General features: G+C 34.8%; 20 protein-coding genes. 14 read left to right on the plus strand and 6 right to left on the minus strand.

The window, feature by feature from the left end:
* Positions 1-115: 115 nt before the first annotated feature.
* Positions 116-1,234, minus strand: coding sequence for an RNA-guided endonuclease InsQ/TnpB family protein (locus tag ACTYA4_RS04965; RefSeq protein ID WP_443480040.1), 1,119 nt, complete (start codon positions 1,232-1,234; stop codon positions 116-118).
* Complete coding sequence (locus ACTYA4_RS04970) at positions 1,231-1,395, minus strand: MerR family transcriptional regulator (protein WP_443480039.1); 165 nt, start codon at positions 1,393-1,395, stop codon at positions 1,231-1,233. Before ACTYA4_RS04970 ends, ACTYA4_RS04965 begins: the two co-directional genes overlap by 4 nt.
* Positions 1,396-1,667: 272 nt before the next feature.
* On the opposite strand from ACTYA4_RS04970, the gene ACTYA4_RS04975 reads away from it, so the two are divergent.
* From ACTYA4_RS04975 to ACTYA4_RS05020, 10 genes are all read left to right on the plus strand, one after another.
* Positions 1,668-2,831, plus strand: coding sequence for a D-alanyl-D-alanine carboxypeptidase family protein (locus ACTYA4_RS04975; protein WP_443480038.1), 1,164 nt, complete (start codon positions 1,668-1,670; stop codon positions 2,829-2,831).
* Positions 2,832-3,219: 388 nt separating this feature from the next.
* On the plus strand, positions 3,220-3,570 hold the full coding sequence (gene spoIIAA / locus ACTYA4_RS04980) for an anti-sigma F factor antagonist (protein ID WP_443480037.1): 351 nt from the start codon (positions 3,220-3,222) through the stop codon (positions 3,568-3,570).
* A 1-nt stretch (position 3,571) separates the two neighbouring features.
* The gene (gene spoIIAB, locus ACTYA4_RS04985; RefSeq protein ID WP_443480036.1) at positions 3,572-4,012 is read left to right on the plus strand and encodes an anti-sigma F factor; all 441 of its coding nucleotides are present in this window, start codon (positions 3,572-3,574) and stop codon (positions 4,010-4,012) included.
* Between the two features lie 12 nt (positions 4,013-4,024).
* Positions 4,025-4,780 (plus strand): RNA polymerase sporulation sigma factor SigF, encoded by a 756-nt coding sequence (gene sigF / locus ACTYA4_RS04990; RefSeq protein WP_443480035.1) that lies wholly within the window; start codon positions 4,025-4,027, stop codon positions 4,778-4,780.
* A 117-nt stretch (positions 4,781-4,897) separates the two neighbouring features.
* Positions 4,898-5,518, plus strand: coding sequence for a stage V sporulation protein AA (locus tag ACTYA4_RS04995; protein WP_443480034.1), 621 nt, complete (start codon positions 4,898-4,900; stop codon positions 5,516-5,518).
* Positions 5,508-5,927: a stage V sporulation protein AB gene (locus tag ACTYA4_RS05000; protein WP_443480033.1), complete on the plus strand. Its 420-nt coding sequence runs from the start codon at positions 5,508-5,510 to the stop codon at positions 5,925-5,927. Before ACTYA4_RS04995 ends, ACTYA4_RS05000 begins: the two co-directional genes overlap by 11 nt.
* Positions 5,928-5,956: 29 nt before the next feature.
* Positions 5,957-6,553: a stage V sporulation protein SpoVABEA gene (gene spoVAEA, locus ACTYA4_RS05005; protein WP_443480032.1), complete on the plus strand. Its 597-nt coding sequence runs from the start codon at positions 5,957-5,959 to the stop codon at positions 6,551-6,553.
* Positions 6,516-8,000 (plus strand): spore germination protein, encoded by a 1,485-nt coding sequence (locus ACTYA4_RS05010; protein WP_443480031.1) that lies wholly within the window; start codon positions 6,516-6,518, stop codon positions 7,998-8,000. Before spoVAEA ends, ACTYA4_RS05010 begins: the two co-directional genes overlap by 38 nt.
* A gap of 260 nt (positions 8,001-8,260) precedes the next feature.
* Positions 8,261-9,586 (plus strand): diaminopimelate decarboxylase, encoded by a 1,326-nt coding sequence (gene lysA / locus ACTYA4_RS05015; RefSeq protein ID WP_443480030.1) that lies wholly within the window; start codon positions 8,261-8,263, stop codon positions 9,584-9,586.
* A 638-nt stretch (positions 9,587-10,224) separates the two neighbouring features.
* The gene (locus tag ACTYA4_RS05020; RefSeq protein ID WP_443480029.1) at positions 10,225-10,578 is read left to right on the plus strand and encodes a GNAT family N-acetyltransferase; all 354 of its coding nucleotides are present in this window, start codon (positions 10,225-10,227) and stop codon (positions 10,576-10,578) included.
* Between the two features lie 206 nt (positions 10,579-10,784).
* On the opposite strand, the gene ACTYA4_RS05025 is transcribed toward ACTYA4_RS05020, so the two are convergent.
* Complete coding sequence (locus ACTYA4_RS05025; RefSeq protein WP_443480028.1) at positions 10,785-11,303, minus strand: DUF309 domain-containing protein; 519 nt, start codon at positions 11,301-11,303, stop codon at positions 10,785-10,787.
* Positions 11,304-11,922: 619 nt separating this feature from the next.
* Between ACTYA4_RS05025 and ACTYA4_RS05030 the strand changes: the two genes are divergently transcribed.
* Together ACTYA4_RS05030 and scpB are read left to right on the plus strand one after the other, a co-directional pair.
* On the plus strand, positions 11,923-12,690 hold the full coding sequence (locus tag ACTYA4_RS05030; protein WP_443480027.1) for a segregation/condensation protein A: 768 nt from the start codon (positions 11,923-11,925) through the stop codon (positions 12,688-12,690).
* On the plus strand, positions 12,680-13,264 hold the full coding sequence (gene scpB, locus ACTYA4_RS05035; protein ID WP_443480026.1) for an SMC-Scp complex subunit ScpB: 585 nt from the start codon (positions 12,680-12,682) through the stop codon (positions 13,262-13,264). The genes ACTYA4_RS05030 and scpB overlap by 11 nt, the downstream gene beginning before the upstream one ends.
* Before the next feature lie 287 nt (positions 13,265-13,551).
* Here the strand turns inward: scpB and ACTYA4_RS05040 are convergent, their stop codons facing one another.
* Positions 13,552-13,818, minus strand: coding sequence for a hypothetical protein (locus tag ACTYA4_RS05040; protein ID WP_443480025.1), 267 nt, complete (start codon positions 13,816-13,818; stop codon positions 13,552-13,554).
* Between the two features lie 224 nt (positions 13,819-14,042).
* On the opposite strand from ACTYA4_RS05040, the gene ACTYA4_RS05045 reads away from it, so the two are divergent.
* Positions 14,043-14,351, plus strand: a complete 309-nt coding sequence (locus ACTYA4_RS05045; RefSeq protein ID WP_443480024.1) for a transposase — start codon at positions 14,043-14,045, stop codon at positions 14,349-14,351.
* Between the two features lie 388 nt (positions 14,352-14,739).
* Positions 14,740-15,633, plus strand: a complete 894-nt coding sequence (locus ACTYA4_RS05050) for a superoxide dismutase (protein WP_443480023.1) — start codon at positions 14,740-14,742, stop codon at positions 15,631-15,633.
* Between the two features lie 143 nt (positions 15,634-15,776).
* Here the strand turns inward: ACTYA4_RS05050 and ACTYA4_RS05055 are convergent, their stop codons facing one another.
* Both ACTYA4_RS05055 and ACTYA4_RS05060 read right to left on the minus strand, forming a co-directional pair.
* Complete coding sequence (locus tag ACTYA4_RS05055; RefSeq protein ID WP_445505571.1) at positions 15,777-16,886, minus strand: sensor histidine kinase; 1,110 nt, start codon at positions 16,884-16,886, stop codon at positions 15,777-15,779.
* Positions 16,883-17,611 (minus strand): response regulator transcription factor, encoded by a 729-nt coding sequence (locus ACTYA4_RS05060; RefSeq protein WP_443480021.1) that lies wholly within the window; start codon positions 17,609-17,611, stop codon positions 16,883-16,885. The genes ACTYA4_RS05055 and ACTYA4_RS05060 overlap by 4 nt, the downstream gene beginning before the upstream one ends.
* Between the last annotated feature and the right edge of the window lie 111 nt (positions 17,612-17,722).

The following is a 17,722-nucleotide window of genomic DNA, read 5'->3' on the forward strand; positions in this document are numbered from 1 at the left end:
ATTTCCCTGTTTTTCGTGTCCGATTTTGCCGAAGCTACTTTCGTTTGATATAACACTCCGAGGGCGTAAATTCGGATACAACGAATCCTACATATTAGCAGTTAACGTTTTGGTGTTAATTTGCTAATTGATAATGTGATAAGTTGATAGAAGCGTTCAAATCCCTATCCACTACAAGACCACAATCACATTGATATAATCGGTCAGATAGCTTTAGATTCTTTTTAACAGTCCCACAACATGAACACATTTTAGAAGATGGATACCATTTATCAGCCTCCACAAATTCAATCCCATGCTTCTCACACTTATACTGGATTTGCCGTTTGAATTCGTATAATCCTTGTTTGGCAATCGCTTCTGATAAATGCTTATTCTTCATCATTCCTTTGATGTTTAAGGTTTCCATTACAATTCGATATGGTTTGGTTTTCACAATATCGTTTGTCGTTTGATGAAGATAATTGGTTCTGATATTCGATAATCTTCTATATAGGTTCCGCACTTTCCTTTCGATTTTTATAATGTTGCTGGTTTTGACGAAACGGTCTCCCTCCTTGTTCATTTGATATTTTCGAGAAACTTGACGCTGCAACCTGCGAAGGCGTTTCTCTGCCTTTTTTACTACATTTGTTTTGTTTATGTTTTTAAACTTTCTACCATCTGAACATATTGCTAATTCTTTCACACCAACATCAATTCCAAGTGAAACATTTGTTAATTCCGTTGATTGTATTCCTTTTTCCATTCCAACAGACAAATACCAGTACTTACCATTAAAACTGATTCTTGGGTTGAAGTACTTTACACCTATTGGCAAAAGTTCAGACGTTTTAATCCAACCAACTTTTTCAATCAAGACTTCATCCTTTTTAACTTTGAGTTTTACGTTATCATTATAAAAAGACGGTTTTGATTTCTTCCTGCTTTTAAAACGTGGTTTCTCTGCTTGATTTTTAAAGAATTTCTTATACGCATCACAAGCATCTTTGATCGCTTGTTTTGTGATATTATTTGATACATCATACAACCAAGCATATTCTTCCGTTTGTTTTAAAACAGTCAATTCTTTACGCAGGGTTTCATCAGATAAAAATTTACTACCGTTCTTATAGTTTTCTTCTTGTTTCCCTAATGTCCAGTTATACGCCCAGCGAGCTGTTCCTGCTGATTTCCAAAGCTGATGTTCCTGTTCTTTCGTTGGTTTTATCCTTATTTTCTTTGCAAGAATCACTTTCCATCAACTTCTTTATCATCTTTTTGTTGCGAAATAATTGTACAATACCCTTCTATCACATAATATGGTTTGAAAGTATTTTGTTTTTCCCAATTTCTTAATGTTTGTGTTATTTTTCCTATCCATTCAGCAAATACACTTATTAAATAATATCTCATTTATATCACCTCTTAGTTTTATTATAAAAATAATGTTTATAATAAAATAAGAAGTTTTTATGAACTTTTATAAACTACCTTTGACTGTTCTTTCCCTCCTTCCATTAGTATATTCCTTTTAGCTGCGAAGGGAAAACCAATTTTTACTACTTAATTAGAATTATAAGTGATGGAACAGATTAAAAAGCTGTCTAAAAAATATTCAATAGTTGATTGTATAAAAAATCCTCCTTTGGAAAAAATGGAGTCATATAGAATGGAGGGTCATAGAAATGAAACGCATCATATCAATGGCATTAACAACGCTTTTATTTGCTTTAACACTGACATCACCAACATTAGCAGCTGAAAAAAAAAGTGAGTTAGTAGAAAATGTGAAGTCAGCGATCTTAATTGATAGAGATACAGGAACCACTTTGTACGAAAAAAACAGCAACGAAAAACTTCCTCCTGCAAGTATGACAAAGGTAATGACTATGCTTTTAATTATGGAAGCACTTGATGAAGGAAAGCTTAAGATGGATGAAAAGATACGAACAAGTGAATATGCAGCCTCAATGGGCGGCTCGCAAATCTTTTTAGAACCTGGAGAAGAAATGACAACAGAGCAAATGTTAAAAGGCATTGCCATTGGGTCAGGCAACGATGCTGCTGTAGCAATGGCAGAAAGACTTGCCGGTTCAGAAGAAGCATTTGTCGAAATGATGAATACGAAAGCTAAAGAATTAGGGTTGAAAAATACAATGTTTAAAAATACAACCGGTTTGCCGATAGAAGATCATTATAGTACAGCACATGATATGGCTATTATGGCGAAAGAACTTCTTAAATACGAAGATATTACAAAATTCACTGGTACATATGAAGCGTATTTACGAGAAAATAGTGATAAAAAGTTTTGGCTTGTTAACACAAATCGACTGGTGAAATTTTATCCAGGTGTCGATGGATTAAAAACAGGCTTTACAAATGAAGCGAAGTACTGTTTAACGGCAACTGCTGAAAAAAATGGCATGCGTGTAATTGCCGTTGTTTTTGGTGCTCCAACCTCAAAAGAACGCAATGCACAAGTAACAAAAATGCTGGATTATGCGTTTAGTCAATATGAAACACATCCTATGTATAAACGAAATGAGCCAATTGGAAAAGTAAAGGTAAGCAAAGGTGAACAAAAACATGTAACTGCTGTAACGAGTGAATCGATTTCTCTTCTGACAAAAAAAGGTGAACAAGTTGACAAAGTGAACAAAGAAATAACAATGAATAAAAAGTTAAAAGCACCTATTGAAAAAGGGCAGCAAATTGGAACCATTAAGTTTACGAAAGACGGCAAAATATTAGTAGAAAGTTCATTAGTCGCTCAAAAAGATATTAAGGAAGCCAATTGGTGGCAGTTATTTAAACGAGCTACTGGAATGTTCACGAAAACAAATTAAAAAGAAAAGCGGAAGCGGCTTGGGCAGCCCCGAAAAAAAATGTTCTCTTGACTCAAAAAGTGTTTTTTACTTTTAGAGACAAGAGGTTATCTTTCACAGGGGCTAGACGCTGGAGCTAGATCAAAGAAAAGCGGAAGCGGCTTGGGCAGCCCCGAAGAAAAATGTTCTCTTGACTCAAAAAGTGTTTTTTACTTTTAGAGACAAGAGGTTATCTTTCACAGGGGCTAGACGCTGGAGCTAGATCAAAGAAAAGCGGAAGCGGCTTTTGTCGAAGGAATGATCATTTTTACTTATTTTAGCGAATTACCACTAGTTTTGTCTTTCATGAAGGAATTGAAAGGAACAGCCTAGAATTGACTCACTAAACCAAATGAGGAGGTTATGGATAGTGAGTCTGAGTATTGATCTAGAAGTGAAAAATAATGTCCTTTGTATTCGTTTATCTGGGGAATTAGATCATCATTACGCAGAAGAGTTGCGCTCAAAAGCAACGAATGCGATTGAACATTATGATATTCGTCATATAGTGCTTAATTTAGAAAATCTTTCGTTTATGGATAGTTCTGGTCTAGGTGTTATATTAGGCAGGTATAAACAAATTAAACAATTAGGCGGAGAGATGGTGATTTGTGCTATTTCTCCAAGTGTACAAAGGCTGTTTGATTTGTCAGGAATGTTTAAAATTATGAGACTCGAAATGAATGAGGAATTTGCCCTTCAACGATTGGGGGTAGCATAACATGAAAAATGAGATGCATCTTCAATTTAGTGCGATAAGCCAAAATGAATCGTTTGCCCGTGTAACGGTTGCAGCATTTATTACGCAATTAGATCCAACGATGGATGAATTAACAGAAATTAAAACAGTCGTTTCCGAAGCTGTTACAAACAGTATTATTCATGGATATGAAAACGATCCAAATGGAATTGTTTATATTTCTGTTATTCTTAATGACTCATACGCTGACTTAATAATAAGAGATGACGGCAAAGGAATCCTAGATGTAGAGGAAGCGAGACAACCGTTGTTTACAACAAAACCTGAATTAGAAAGATCCGGAATGGGCTTTACCATTATGGAAAACTTTATGGATGAAATTGAAGTGCAGTCAAGCCCTGAGAATGGAACTGAGATCCGTCTGCGCAAGCATTTAATTAAGAGCAAAATGCTAAGCAATTAAGGAGAATCGTCTATGGATGTGGAGGTAAAAAAAGACAAAAAAGAACCGTATTTAAAGGATCATGAAGTGAAAGAATTAATTAAAAAAAGCCAAGATGGAGATCAAACTGCAAGAGATACGATTGTTCAGAAAAATATGCGCCTTGTATGGTCTGTAGTCCAAAGGTTTCTTAATAGAGGCTATGATCCTGACGACTTATTTCAAATCGGCTGTATCGGTTTGTTAAAGTCCGTCGATAAATTTGATTTAAGTTATGATGTGAAATTTTCCACTTATGCTGTTCCTATGATAATTGGCGAGATTCAGCGTTTTATTCGCGACGATGGAACAGTGAAAGTAAGCAGGTCGTTAAAAGAATTAAGCAATAAAATCCGGAAAGCAAAAGATGAGCTTTCTAAACAATTCGGAAGAACACCAACTGTAGGAGAACTATCAGAATACTTAAAGCTACCTCCAGAAGATATTGTGCTTGCACAAGAAGCATCCAGAACACCTTCCTCTATTCATGAAACAGTTTATGAAAACGATGGAGATCCTATAACCCTTTTAGACCAGATCGATGATGGCGAAGAAGGGAAATGGTTTGATAAAATTGCTTTGCAAGAGGCTATAAGAGAATTAGATGAAAGAGAACGCCTTATTGTTTATTTAAGGTACTATAAGGACCAAACACAGTCAGAAGTTGCAGAAAGGCTTGGCATTTCTCAAGTGCAGGTTTCACGGCTGGAGAAGAAGATATTGAAGCAGATGAGGGAGCAAATGGATTAGTCATCCATTTGCTTTTTTGCGTTTGGAAAAATTTCCATAGAATAGTTCATTATATATTTTGCAATATAAACAAATACTACCTTTAAAGGTAAAACAATGTGATAGGAAGGGGTAACGATGGGGGAGATTATTTATATACGCATGAGGCATCGCATTCAGAAGAAGTTACATGATCAAGTATTGTTAAAGGATCTCGCACAATTAGTCGCTACTGATACCTTGATCAACAGCCTTAAAGATGTCTGTATTTATGAGATTTCTGAAAAAGACCGAAATATTATCATTATTGATAGTACACAGCTTATTAGGAAGATACGAACGATAAGCGAAGATATTGAAATTCAACTGATTGGTCCAGCCCAAACGATTATTGAAGTAGTGTACAAGAAAAAAAGAGTGTCGACACCCTTGTTTCTATTAGTGTGGTTGTTTTTATTTGTTGGTTCTGCATTAACGATTATGAACTTTCATGAAGATGTAAGCATGCAATATGTGCATCAGCGCCTATATAGGTTGATAACAGGGAAAGAAGTCGAAAAACCACTTCTATTTCAAATTCCATATTCGATTGGATTAGGATTAGGCATGATTATCTTTTTTAATCATGTTTTTAAAAAGCGTTTAAATGAGGAGCCGAGCCCGTTAGAGGTGGAAGTGTTTAATTATCAACAGTCATTAGATCAGTACGTCATTATGCATGAAAATAAAGAAAGTATGAAAGATCTAGATGATCATTAATATCCTGCTGATTATTTTTATCGCTTTGGCATGGGGGACAACAGTAGGTGCTGGGTATGTTGCTTTTTTAACCGTTTTTGGCATTATTCCACGCCTAACACAATTAACGAAAACAGGAAGTAAAATTTATGCATATGAATGGTCTGTTGTTTTTGGTGCTGTATGTGGAACATTCGCTTTTTTAAGTGAACCGACCTTTTCTTTGCCATCAGCGCTGCTTATTTTTATGGGAATAGCAGAAGGAATTTATGTTGGAATGATAGCAGCTGCATTAACAGAAGTACTAAATGTTTTCCCTTTATTAGCAAAAAGGATTGGAATGGATGATCGTTTATTAATGCTAATGATGGCCATTGTATTTGGTAAAATCTTTGGCTCCTTGTTTCATTGGATGTTCTTTATTTCATAGGTATTCAAAAAAGAAAGGAAATAAATAAAATGGAAAAAAGGAGAAAAGTAATATTAATTACAGATGGTGATGAATATGCAAGACGTGCTGTAGAAGTTGTAGCAACAGAAGTAGGTGGAAGTTGTATGACTTTTGGCAATCCAAGTAATCATACAGGCCCTGAAGTGATCAACAGCATCAAAAAAGCAAAAAACGATCCAGTATTAGTGATGGTTGATGATAGTGGATTTATAGGAGAAGGAGCAGGAGAAACGATATTAAGATACATAGCAGCACATGAAGAGGTGGAAATACTTGGTGTGATTGCTGTTGCAAGCAAATCAAGAAGAGAAGAATGGACGAGAATTGATGTTAGCATCGATCAAGATGGTGAATTAACTCCATATGGCGTAGATAAATATGGGGTACCAGAATATGAAATAGGCCGTTTAAATGGAGATACCGTATATAACCTAGATGAGTTAGATTTACCGTTAGTTGTTGGCATTGGGGATATTGGAAAAATGGGCAAAAAAGATGCATATGACAAAGGTGCTCCAATAACAAAAATAGCAGTAGAATATATATTAGAAAGAAGTGGTTTTTATCATGGAAAAGCAAAAAAACAATATGATCCCGATATATGATAATATCAATTCAATTGAACAATATATGAAAGATCGTGTCGGTTTAGGAACAAGCTTTGATTTAGGTGTACGAAAACTGACCGTTTTAAATAAAGAAATTCAATTATATTATGTAAATGGTTTATGTGATAGTATTTTAATCGCGGAATTATTAGAACATCTGCTTTTTCTTAACGATACTGATAGAACACTGCAAGGCAGCAATATTTTTGAAGTGGTGGAAAATCAACTTGTTCATCAGTCTGTTCAACCAATCAAGACAATGGATGAACTTGTAGACCAAGTTCTTTCTGGTCTAATTGTTATTGTTGTAAATGGTTATGGAATAGGTCTTGCTATTGATGTTAGAAGTTATCCAGGAAGATCACCGCAAGAACCAGATACGGAAAAAGTAGTAAGAGGTTCGAGAGACGGTTTTGTCGAAAATATTATCATTAATACTGCGATTACAAGAAGAAGAATTCGTGATGAAAGATTGCGATTTGAAATTATGAAAGTAGGGGAACGATCGAAAACGGATATTGCCATCGGGTATTTAGAAGATGTTGCAGATCCTGATTTAATCGAAATAATCAAAAAAGAATTAAATGCGATTAAAACAGATGGCCTTACGATGGCAGATAAATCGATTGAAGAATTTCTCCTGCAACAAGGCGGCAATCCCTATCCTTTAGTAAGATATACAGAAAGAGCAGATGTAGCCGCAACGCATATACTAGAAGGACATGTCATTATTTATGTCGATACATCACCAAGTGTTATTATTACACCGGCAACTTTTTTTCATCACTTGCAGCATGCCGAAGAGTATCGACAAGCACCTGTAGTAGGAACGTTTATTCGATGGGTTCGTTTTATAGGTGTCATAGCATCTTTGTTTTTTTTGCCATTATGGTTTTTAGTTACACTAGAACCTTCTTTATTGCCTGAAAAATTAGCGTTTATTGGCCCAAATGAGCGGACAAATATCCCAATTGTTGTGCAGTTGTTTATTGCGGATCTCGGGTTGGAATTCTTAAGAATTGCTGCGATTCATACGCCAACTCCATTATCAACGGCAATGGGGCTAATAGCAGCCGTATTGATAGGGCAAATAGCTATTGATGTCGGTTTGTTTGTACCAGAAGTTATCCTATATGTTTCGGTAGCAGCAATTGGAAACTTTGCAACACCAAGTTATGAACTAGGAATTGCCAATAAAATAGTTCGATTACTATTATTAATAGTGGTTTCGATATTCCATACCCCAGGTTTCCTTATCGGATGTACCTTATATCTTTTGTTATTAATCCGTATTCGTACATTAAATGTACCGTATCTATGGCCATTTATTCCTTTTTATCCAAGGGCATTAGCACAAATTATGCTACGTAGAACGGTTCCTGGCAGTACAATAAGACCTAGTCATCTGCATCCGCAGAATCGCTATAAGCAGCCAAGCGAATGAGTTTGTTATAGTAAGCGGAAACTTCTCATTCTTTAAAAATAAGAGGTAAAAAGAGGATTGAGAAATATAGTTTTTTATGGTACATTTGTTTAATTAAGTGGGCTGTTAATGATAATGAAACGAAAAGACAGCTCTCTAAATGGGTAGCTGTCTTTAATTAATTAGCTATAGCTTGTATGAAAAAAATAGGAGTATCCCTTCATCTATTGATAGTATATGGGATTACTAATTTATATAATATAGAGAATAGAGGGGAAAAGATGCATTATTATGGGACGTCTACAGTAAATGAATTAGGTCATTTAGAAATCGGCGGGGTGGATACATTACAATTAGTCGAAAAATTTGGAACTCCTGTGTATGTGTATGATGTTGCGTTAATTCGTGAAAGAGCAAGAGGGTTTAAACAAACTTTTGATAATATGGGTGTTACTGCACAAGTAGCATACGCAAGCAAAGCTTTTTCAACGATTGCAATGGTTCAGCTTGCTGAGGAAGAAGGATTATCACTGGATGTTGTTTCAGGTGGAGAATTATATACTGCTCTTGCTGCAAAATTTCCAGTTGAGCGTATTCATTTTCATGGAAATAATAAAAGCCGCGAAGAATTGCTGATGGCAATTGATCATCAGATTGGCTGCATTGTAGTTGATAATTTTTATGAGTTGCAATTACTCCATGAATTATGTGAAATGAAACAAGTGAAAATGAATATTTTATTGCGTGTGACACCAGGTATTGAGGCGCATACTCATGATTATATATTAACAGGTCAAGCAGATTCTAAATTTGGTTTTGACCTTCAAAATGGTCAAGCAGAAGAAGCTTTACTAAAAGGAATCGATTCGCAATGGCTTGACGTACTAGGATTGCATTGTCATATTGGTTCACAAATTTTTGAAACAACAGGCTTTGTGCTTGCCGCGAAAAAAATTATTGATCATTTGAAATTATGGCAGCAAAACCATGGTTTTGAAACGAAAGTGTTAAATCTTGGCGGTGGATTTGGGATTCGCTATACTAGTGAAGATCAACCGATTCAACCGGAAGAATATGTGAAAGAGATTATCCATGAAGTACAAAATCAAGTAGCAGCACATCAAATGAATATGCCAGAGATTTGGATTGAGCCAGGCAGATCCTTGGTTGGTGATGCAGGAACGACCCTTTATAAAATTGGCTCTCGTAAAGAAGTTCCAAACGTTCGTAATTATTTAGCAATTGACGGTGGGATGACAGATAATTTACGTCCTTCCTTATATCAGGCTAAATATGAAGCGGTATTAGCAAATAAGCCCCTGCATAAAACGGATGAGGTCGTATCTATAGCAGGGAAATGCTGTGAATCAGGCGATATGCTTATTTGGGATCTTCCATTGCCAAAAGCAAGTGATGAAGATGTCTTAGCTGTATTTTGTACTGGAGCATACGGCTATTCTATGGCAAATAATTATAATAGAATTCCAAGACCGCCTGTTGTATTTGTAGAAAATAAAAAAGCAACCCTTGTTGTAAAAAGAGAATCTTATGAAGATTTAATAAAATTAGATTTGCCTTTAAAGGAAACGGCGACAATAAAAAACTAATCAGCCTGAAAAGTTTCTAAATTATACTTTTTCAACACTTTAACTAAGTGCATGAACTGCACTTAGTTTTTTACTTAGGCTATTTTCTCAAAGTTTGTTGTTTTTTACGTAAAAAAATGGGAGAAGAAGTACTCAGCAGACTGAATACACGTAGACTCCTGTGGGAATGCAAGAAAGACGAGACCCCACAGGAGCGTATGCGACGAGGAGGCTCGACGCTCGCCCACGGAAAGCGAGTGTATTCAGGCTGCGAGTTTAACAGCAACAATCTATACGAAAACAGCCTTTACTTAAAACAACCTACATAAATTAAGTGTATTTTTTTAAAGAAAAATTGGACAATAGAAAAAAGTAGCTTATTTCGTTTTAATTGCATACTTATATAGAGAGCAAAACATGTTACCGCGAGTACAGTGAGATAGGAAATAGATGGTATTATAAGTTGTGGGAATATATTGAAAATAATTGCTTCTAACATTATCATTGAAGTATAAGAATAATTTCTGTATGATAAATGATATAACATCATTCGTCAAAGCAAGATATTATCTACTATATTATGCTTTACCTAGTTTGAGAATTTTGGAAGATGGGAAAAATAATAAGTAAATATGTTTTAATAATAATGAGGGATATACATGATCATTCGATATAAGAAATCATTTGAAAAAATTGCTATGGGACTTCTTTCCTTTATGCCAGCTGAAAAAGATTTAAAAGTACTGCAGCAAACGATGAAAGAGTATGAAATAAACGAAAAATGGCAGCTTTTATTATGGAAAGAGGATGAAGATATTATCGGTTTAATCGGAATCGTCTTTGTAGAGGAAAATACAATTCGAATTCAGCATATTTCCGTTAATCCGTCACATCGACTCCAAGGAGTAGGGAAGTCCATGGTCCAAGGAATTAAAGGGATGTATCCAGATAAAAACATTGAAGCAAATGATTTAATTATCTCTTTTTTATCCAAATGTCAAGATATCGTTTAAAAAGATATGGATAAGAAAGCACAATCGTTTTGGAAGACTCTGAAGCTAGACATCCTTTCCGACTTTAGAAATTGTATATATTTATTTTAAAAACCATCTCGTTGTTTGTCTTTTTTGAAAAACAGAAAAGACAGCCATTAATGAGATGGTTTTTTGGGGTGAATATAAAAGTCGTTTTACTCAACCAAATTATACAAGGATACTGGCTATTTATGATGCATTCTAGCCATAATCGCTGCTTCTCTTTCTTGTATGACGATACTGCGATCTCTTGTCAGGTGACGGTGAATGATATCATCAGCAGCTAAGTTATTGTTTTTCCATATTAATCCCATTTGTTCACAATATTTTTGGCATTGCTTTTCTAATTCAGCATCATCGATAGGAAGAATAAACGATTTATAAGAAAGTAAGTTCTCTATATTTGTCTGATTACTTTCAAGTAAAGAGAATAATAGAACTGTATCGAGACCATATGAAGGAAGTTGGTGTTTATTTTGTTTAAAAAGGGAATAACTTTTTTTTATCGTTTTGATTGCTCCAGCAAAATTTTCTCTTCGATGATGATAACAAGAAACTGCTAATAAAATGAATGCAACCCATATGGATTCTTTGTTGTTTGCATCAACTTTTTTCCAATATTCTTCTAGTATTTCGTGACATTCAAAGTAATCACGGTCTGCATGAAAATGGACTAAAAAAAGGATATACGGTTTTGAATACATACTTTCCACACTTTCTTTTTGTAATACTTTTTGGCTGTTTTCTCAAAGTTTTTTGTTTTTTTTTCGTAAAAAAATAGGAGAAGAAGTACTCAGCAGACTGAATACACGTAGACTCCTGTGGGAATGCGAGAAAGACGAGACCCCACAGGAGCGTATGCGACGAGGAGGCTCGACGCTCGCTAAACGGACGAAGTGTATTCAGGCTGCGGGTTTAAAAGCAACAATCTATACGAAAACAGCCTATTTTTTTAATAGGTTGTCCAAAAAGTCCGGGATAAATAGCTGTCGAATTATATTAATGGCATTCGCTGTGGTGCTTAAAGCTTCACTTCCTTGAATTTCTCGGATCTTTTTGTCCACCTTTTTGAATACGTACTTAAACATGTGATCGAAAATGATCAATCATGCTAAGATTCAACTTTAACGGTTATATTATACAAAAAAATGCTCGGTGTACAGTAAAATATTTGTTTTCCAATCTGTTTGGATGATTTTTCTGTTGGATAACGGTTTTAAATCATCTATACTAGTACTATCATAGTTCAGAGGTAGGCAAAGTATAAAACTGCAAACTTTTGGCAAGCATTATTGTTATTCTATTAGGATTTTGGTGAGATAAATGCAGTATAATGTGAAAATTGATAGTTTTGAAGGACCTTTAGACTTGCTTCTTCATTTAATCAATAAATTGGAAATAGATATATATGATATAAATGTAGCGGAGATTACTGAACAGTATTTAGATTATATTCATGCAATGACAGAGCTGGAGCTCGACATTGCCAGTGAATTTCTTGTGATGGCAGCAACTTTGCTCGCAATTAAAAGTAAAATGTTATTGCCGAAACATGATGAAGAATTATTAGATGAAGATATATTAATGGAACCGGAAGAAGACTCGAGAGATGAATTAATTGAAAGATTAGTGGAGTATCGAAAATTTAAAGAAGTTGCCGGCGGTTTAAAAGCAATGGAGCAAGAACGTGGTTTAATCTTTACAAAGCCTCCTAGTGACCTATCGGACTTTGCGGCAGAAATCGAAGAAGCTTCCAAAAAGGAATTGGATGTTACATTATATGATATGTTAGCTGCTTTTCAAAAGCTAATAAAAAGAAAAAAACTCCAAGCACCGTTAACAACAAAAATTACTCGACAAGAAATACCGATTGAAAATAGAATGGATGACATCTTAAAGTTAGTACGAAATAAAAAAGGAAGAACATCCTTTGAAGAACTTTTTCCCATCCATGATAAAACACATATTGTGGTTACATTTCTAGCAATTTTAGAATTAATGAAACGTCAGCAAATATTTGTAGAACAAGAACATAATTTTGCAAATATTTTTGTTATTGGAAAGGAAGTTGAAGCAAGAATTGAAGGTTAACAAATGGAAAGGAATCATTGAAAGCTTAATGTTTGCGGCTGGAGATGAAGGTATTACTGTAAAGCAATTAACCCATGTATTATCAATAGAAAGCGGCGAAGCAGAGCAAATTCTGCAGCAGCTAAAAGACGATTATAACGATAATCAAAATCGTGGGATTACGATTATTGAAATTGCCGGGACGTATCAATTGGCAACAAAAAAAGAGCATTCCAACTATTTGAAAAAGTTGGTAGAGTCTCCACATGCATCCACGTTGTCACAAGCAGCATTAGAAACATTGGCAATTATTGCATACAAACAGCCAATAGCTCGAGCAGAAATAGAGGAAGTGAGAGGCGTAAAAACAGAAAAGCCTCTTCATACTTTAGCTGCTAAAGCGCTGATTAAAGAAGTAGGCAGAGCAGAAGGGGCAGGAAGAGCGATATTATATGGAACAACAAAAGAATTTCTAGATCACTTTGGTTTAAAGGATTTAGCAGAACTGCCGCCGCTCGCTGATAAAGAAGAAGAATTTAACCAAGAAGAAGCCGATTTGTTTTTTGAAACATTTCAGCAAAAAATAGAAGAATAGTTGGTAAAAATGGTATGGCTGATAAAAGGTAAGTAACTTTTTATCAGCCGGTTCCGAGACGGGAAAAATAAGTTTTTAGCGTGGATTCCTATAAGAATTCATGCTTTTATTTTTTTACAATAAGAATAGGGGGATGAAAAGTGCGAAGAAATAGTTTGTGAATGATAAATGGAGGAGAGAGGTGAAAGAAATACAATGATAAAAAGAACGGATATTCCTATATTAAGAGAAAGTGCTATACTTGATTCCAATCAAATGAATTTGCTAGTTAATCGTTGAATGTCTGTTTAACAAGCATAAACTCTTTTATTTAGTGCTTCCGTTTTATTATCAACGTGCTCAGCAATTTTCTCCGTGTATTGACCAAGACTTTCAATAATGTTTTTCTGAAGTCGTGCTTGTCCATCTTTAAGTTCTTTTATTTCTTCTGACAAAGTATCGAAACGTTGTTCAAATCCATCAAAACGTTGTTCATATCCATCAAGACGTTTATTTATCGGTTCCAACTCTTCTTTTAAAACTGAACGTAAGATTTCTTTTAAATCGTTATTCATTAAGTATTACCTCCTTTGCTCATTATTTTAACACAAATTTTTTAGTTAAAGTACAATAACAGACTTTTTAAGAATTTATAAATATATTCAGGTTGTAAATAGGGATTCATGCTAGTTTTATATAAAACTTACCTGGGGACTTAACCCAATGTCATCAACTTAAATTCATAAATTGCAAACTTTAAAAATGTCATGAAATAGTTAGAATTTAAGCATAAAGATACTTGATTTTTCGAAAACACCACAATAATTGGATTGATACGTCTATTCTTGAAATGAACAATTCGAAAAGGTTAAAGGATGCCTTTGGGGTTGCGAAAGGCTCGTCTGTAGAACTTGCCCGTACAATGGCATCCTGTATTTATGATATCGAAAATAATCTAATTGTGAAAGCCCTAATTACAAATTGTAATGATAGTGAGCGTTCCGTCGCCATTCGATTGTTGGAGGGTTTTAAAAAGTTCCAATCAAATAAGGATCTTTTCCTATTTGATCGTGGATATCCATCCATTGATTTTTTTCAGTATTTATGATCCTATTTATGGGATACCCTTTATTTAAAAGAAATACCTCATTTGTTTGGAGAGGTGTCCCCCGTGGAAAGCGAGCGGTAAGCCTCGGAGAACAGAAAGGAAACCCTTATTTCCTATTTAGTTGCTTATTTTCCTGTTTTTTGAAGTTTAGATTGATGACATTGGGACTTAACCTCTCGTCCGCACTATCTAACTAGAATAGGCAAATACTAATCAAATAAAGGCGGTGCTATATATAGGATAAAAACTAATTACAAAGCATGATTACTTGTTTCCTTCCATAAAGTAGGCGTAGCTCCGTCCCCTTTTCCATACAAAAATAACATGTTCTTGTACGTTTCATCATATCATTTAAGGAAGAGTACTGTTGAAATGAGGTGTGAAAAGATTGAGCAGCTACAATGATTATGTAAAAGAAGTGTTAGTGTGGAATGAACATTTAAAGAAATTATTAGAATCAGAACAAGTTCAAAAAGAAGAGAATATATGGAAAAAACTTGATAAATTTTCTAGTTTAATGGATAATATGCAGCGGAAACCGCTTGATACAGAAGAGTTGATTAAAATACAACATGAAGCAGAAGAACTTCATGATAAGATGGAACATTATTTTTCCAATCGGCAGAATTTAGGAAGCATTTATATGAATGAGCCGATTGTAAAAGCAGGGCAGCATGTTTTACCAAAATTGCCGTATGCCTATAATGCGTTAGAACCTTATATTCAAAAAGAAATTATGGAGCTGCATCATACGAAACATCATCAATCGTATGTCGACGGATTAAATAAAGCAGAATTAAAATTAGCAGAAGCAAGAAAAGCTGGGAATTATGAACTGGTAAAACATTGGTCTCGAGAACTTTCATTTCACGGTTCTGGTCATTATTTACACACTATTTTTTGGAATAATATGAGTCCAAAAGGCGGAGGGAAGCCGAGTGGTGCTTTATTAGAAGAAATAAGAAAATATTTTGGCAGTTTTGAAGCTTTTAAACAACATTTTACGGAGGCGGCCAAAGCGGTGGAAGGAGTAGGCTGGGCAATCCTTGTGTGGTCGCCGCGGGCACGCCATTTAGAGATTCTTCAATCAGAAAGACATAATCTGCTTACACAATGGGATACGATTCCTTTATTAGTGCTGGATGTTTGGGAACATGCATATTATCTGCAATATAAAAATAATAGAGCAGATTATATTAATAATTGGTGGAATATTGTCAACTGGAAGGATGTAGAACAAAGATTTGCGAAAGCAAGTGAATTAAAGTGGAGACCATATTAAGATGGATTATATATGGAATTAGTCGAGAAATGTCGAGTTGCTAAACAGGATACCATCCTCTTAAGTCTAGAAAATTAGTCATGGTTATTCTATGGCTAATTTTCTAGATGAATTTATATGAATGATAAATTAGTATTCATTTTTTAATTATTACAATGTGTATGTGGCAAGGTAATGTTAATCTTTGTTCCTAAAGATAATTCGCTATTAACTTTGATATGGCCACCATGTGCTAAAATTAAATTCTTGACAATTGCCATCCCTAAACCAGTTCCTAAATCGGAGGAATTAGTGGCAGTGCCTCGGTAATATTTCTTGAAGAGGTTGTCTATCGTATCTTGATCCATTCCAACTCCATCATCAGAGATTGTGATTGTAACAAATCTGTCCTTTTCATTCACTATCTCCACATGGATGCTTGTTCCTGAAGGATTGTGAATGATGGCATTAATCAGTAGATTCTGCAAAGCACGATACATTAATTGTGCATCAAATTCACTTTTGATTATTTTTTCATCTGAATGGAAACTTAGATTATATTCGAAAGCTTTCGGGTCATTTCCAATATCAGCAATCAAGTTTTGGATGAATTCAACAATGTTTGTTTTACTCAAGTTTAGCGGTAAAGGAGATTGAACACTATTTATCTGAAAGGAAAGATTAAGGTCTTGAATAAGGGCTTCCATGTGTTCACCTTTTTGTGCGATCGTTTTAATAAAGGTGTTTTTTTCTTCTTCTGTCCATACGTACTCTTTATTTAGCAATAAAGCTGAATATCCAGTAATGTATGTCAAAGGCGTTTTTAGATCATGGGAAATTCCTGCCATCCAGTCTTTTTTTAGTTCCTCCATTTTCATTCGCTCTTGTTCCGCCTGCTTTAGATGTTCAGCTAAGGAATGAATATTGATGATTACTTCTTCATAAAGTCGATAAGGCTTGCGTAACTTACCTTTTCTCGTATAAATTTTACTTTTGTTAAAAGGTGCTTCGTATTTACCTTGGGTCAGTAGTTGTATCCAAGACATCATAAACCATAAGGGGCTGCCGAAATACCAAGCAAAAAGCATGCTGCATAAAGTAATGTTTAAGAGAAACACCATTAATACTAAAAGGTCATATCCTTTGTTTTCTTCAATGACCCCAATCGATGGAAAGATGACGTCAATAGTTAACATAGCGGTGAGACCCATGCCAATGATCCATATAAATAATCCGATGATAAAATGAGCGCTAAAACGAAATTTTATTTTCATGCTTCCTCCATAGATGGAGGAATAAATTTATACCCAATACCTCTTAAGTTCAAGATGATTTTAGGACATTTTGGATCATCGCCTAATTTTTTTCTTATCTTTGAGATATGGATTGTGACTGTTTTTTCTACCCCATATCCCTGATTCCCCCATACATGCTCGTAAATTTGAGATGTAGTATAAATGCGATTTGGATTCCTGCAGAAGAACTGTAGAAGATCTAATTCCTTTGCTGTACACTCAATTTTTTCATTATTTACTATAAGCAGAGCATCATCAGGTTTTAATGAAAAGCGTCCAAAATTATACTCTTTTCCATCCTCTGTAGCTACGTCTGATGATGACTCATACATATTCTTTCTTCTTAGCAATGCTTTCACTCTCGCGATTACTTCAAGAGGGTTAAAAGGTTTAGTGATATAATCATCCCCTCCGATTCCAAAGCCAGTTAATTTATCAAAATCTGTGGAACAGGATGTAATGAAAATAATGGGTGTATTCGTATGCTTCCGTATTTCTCTACAAAGGTCAAATCCATTAAAATCAGGAAGCATAACATCTAACAAAATTAAGTCGTATGTATTTTGTTTGACTAATTCCAATGTTTCTTGACCTGTCATACAGCAGGTAATATTATCAAACCGTTCCTTCTTCAAAGTTATTTCCAGTAATGTTAGAATTCCTTTTTCGTCATCAACCAAAAGGATGTTTTCAGACTCAAGCAATTATGCTCCCTCCCAATAGCATAAAATTAAATCATTTATTTACTAATCTTACCATAAGTTTAATCATCAAATAGGAAATTGTTTGTTTTTAGGAGGAAAATCGTCAAAACC

The sequence above is a fragment of the Niallia yueguangensis genome (assembly GCF_052663115.1).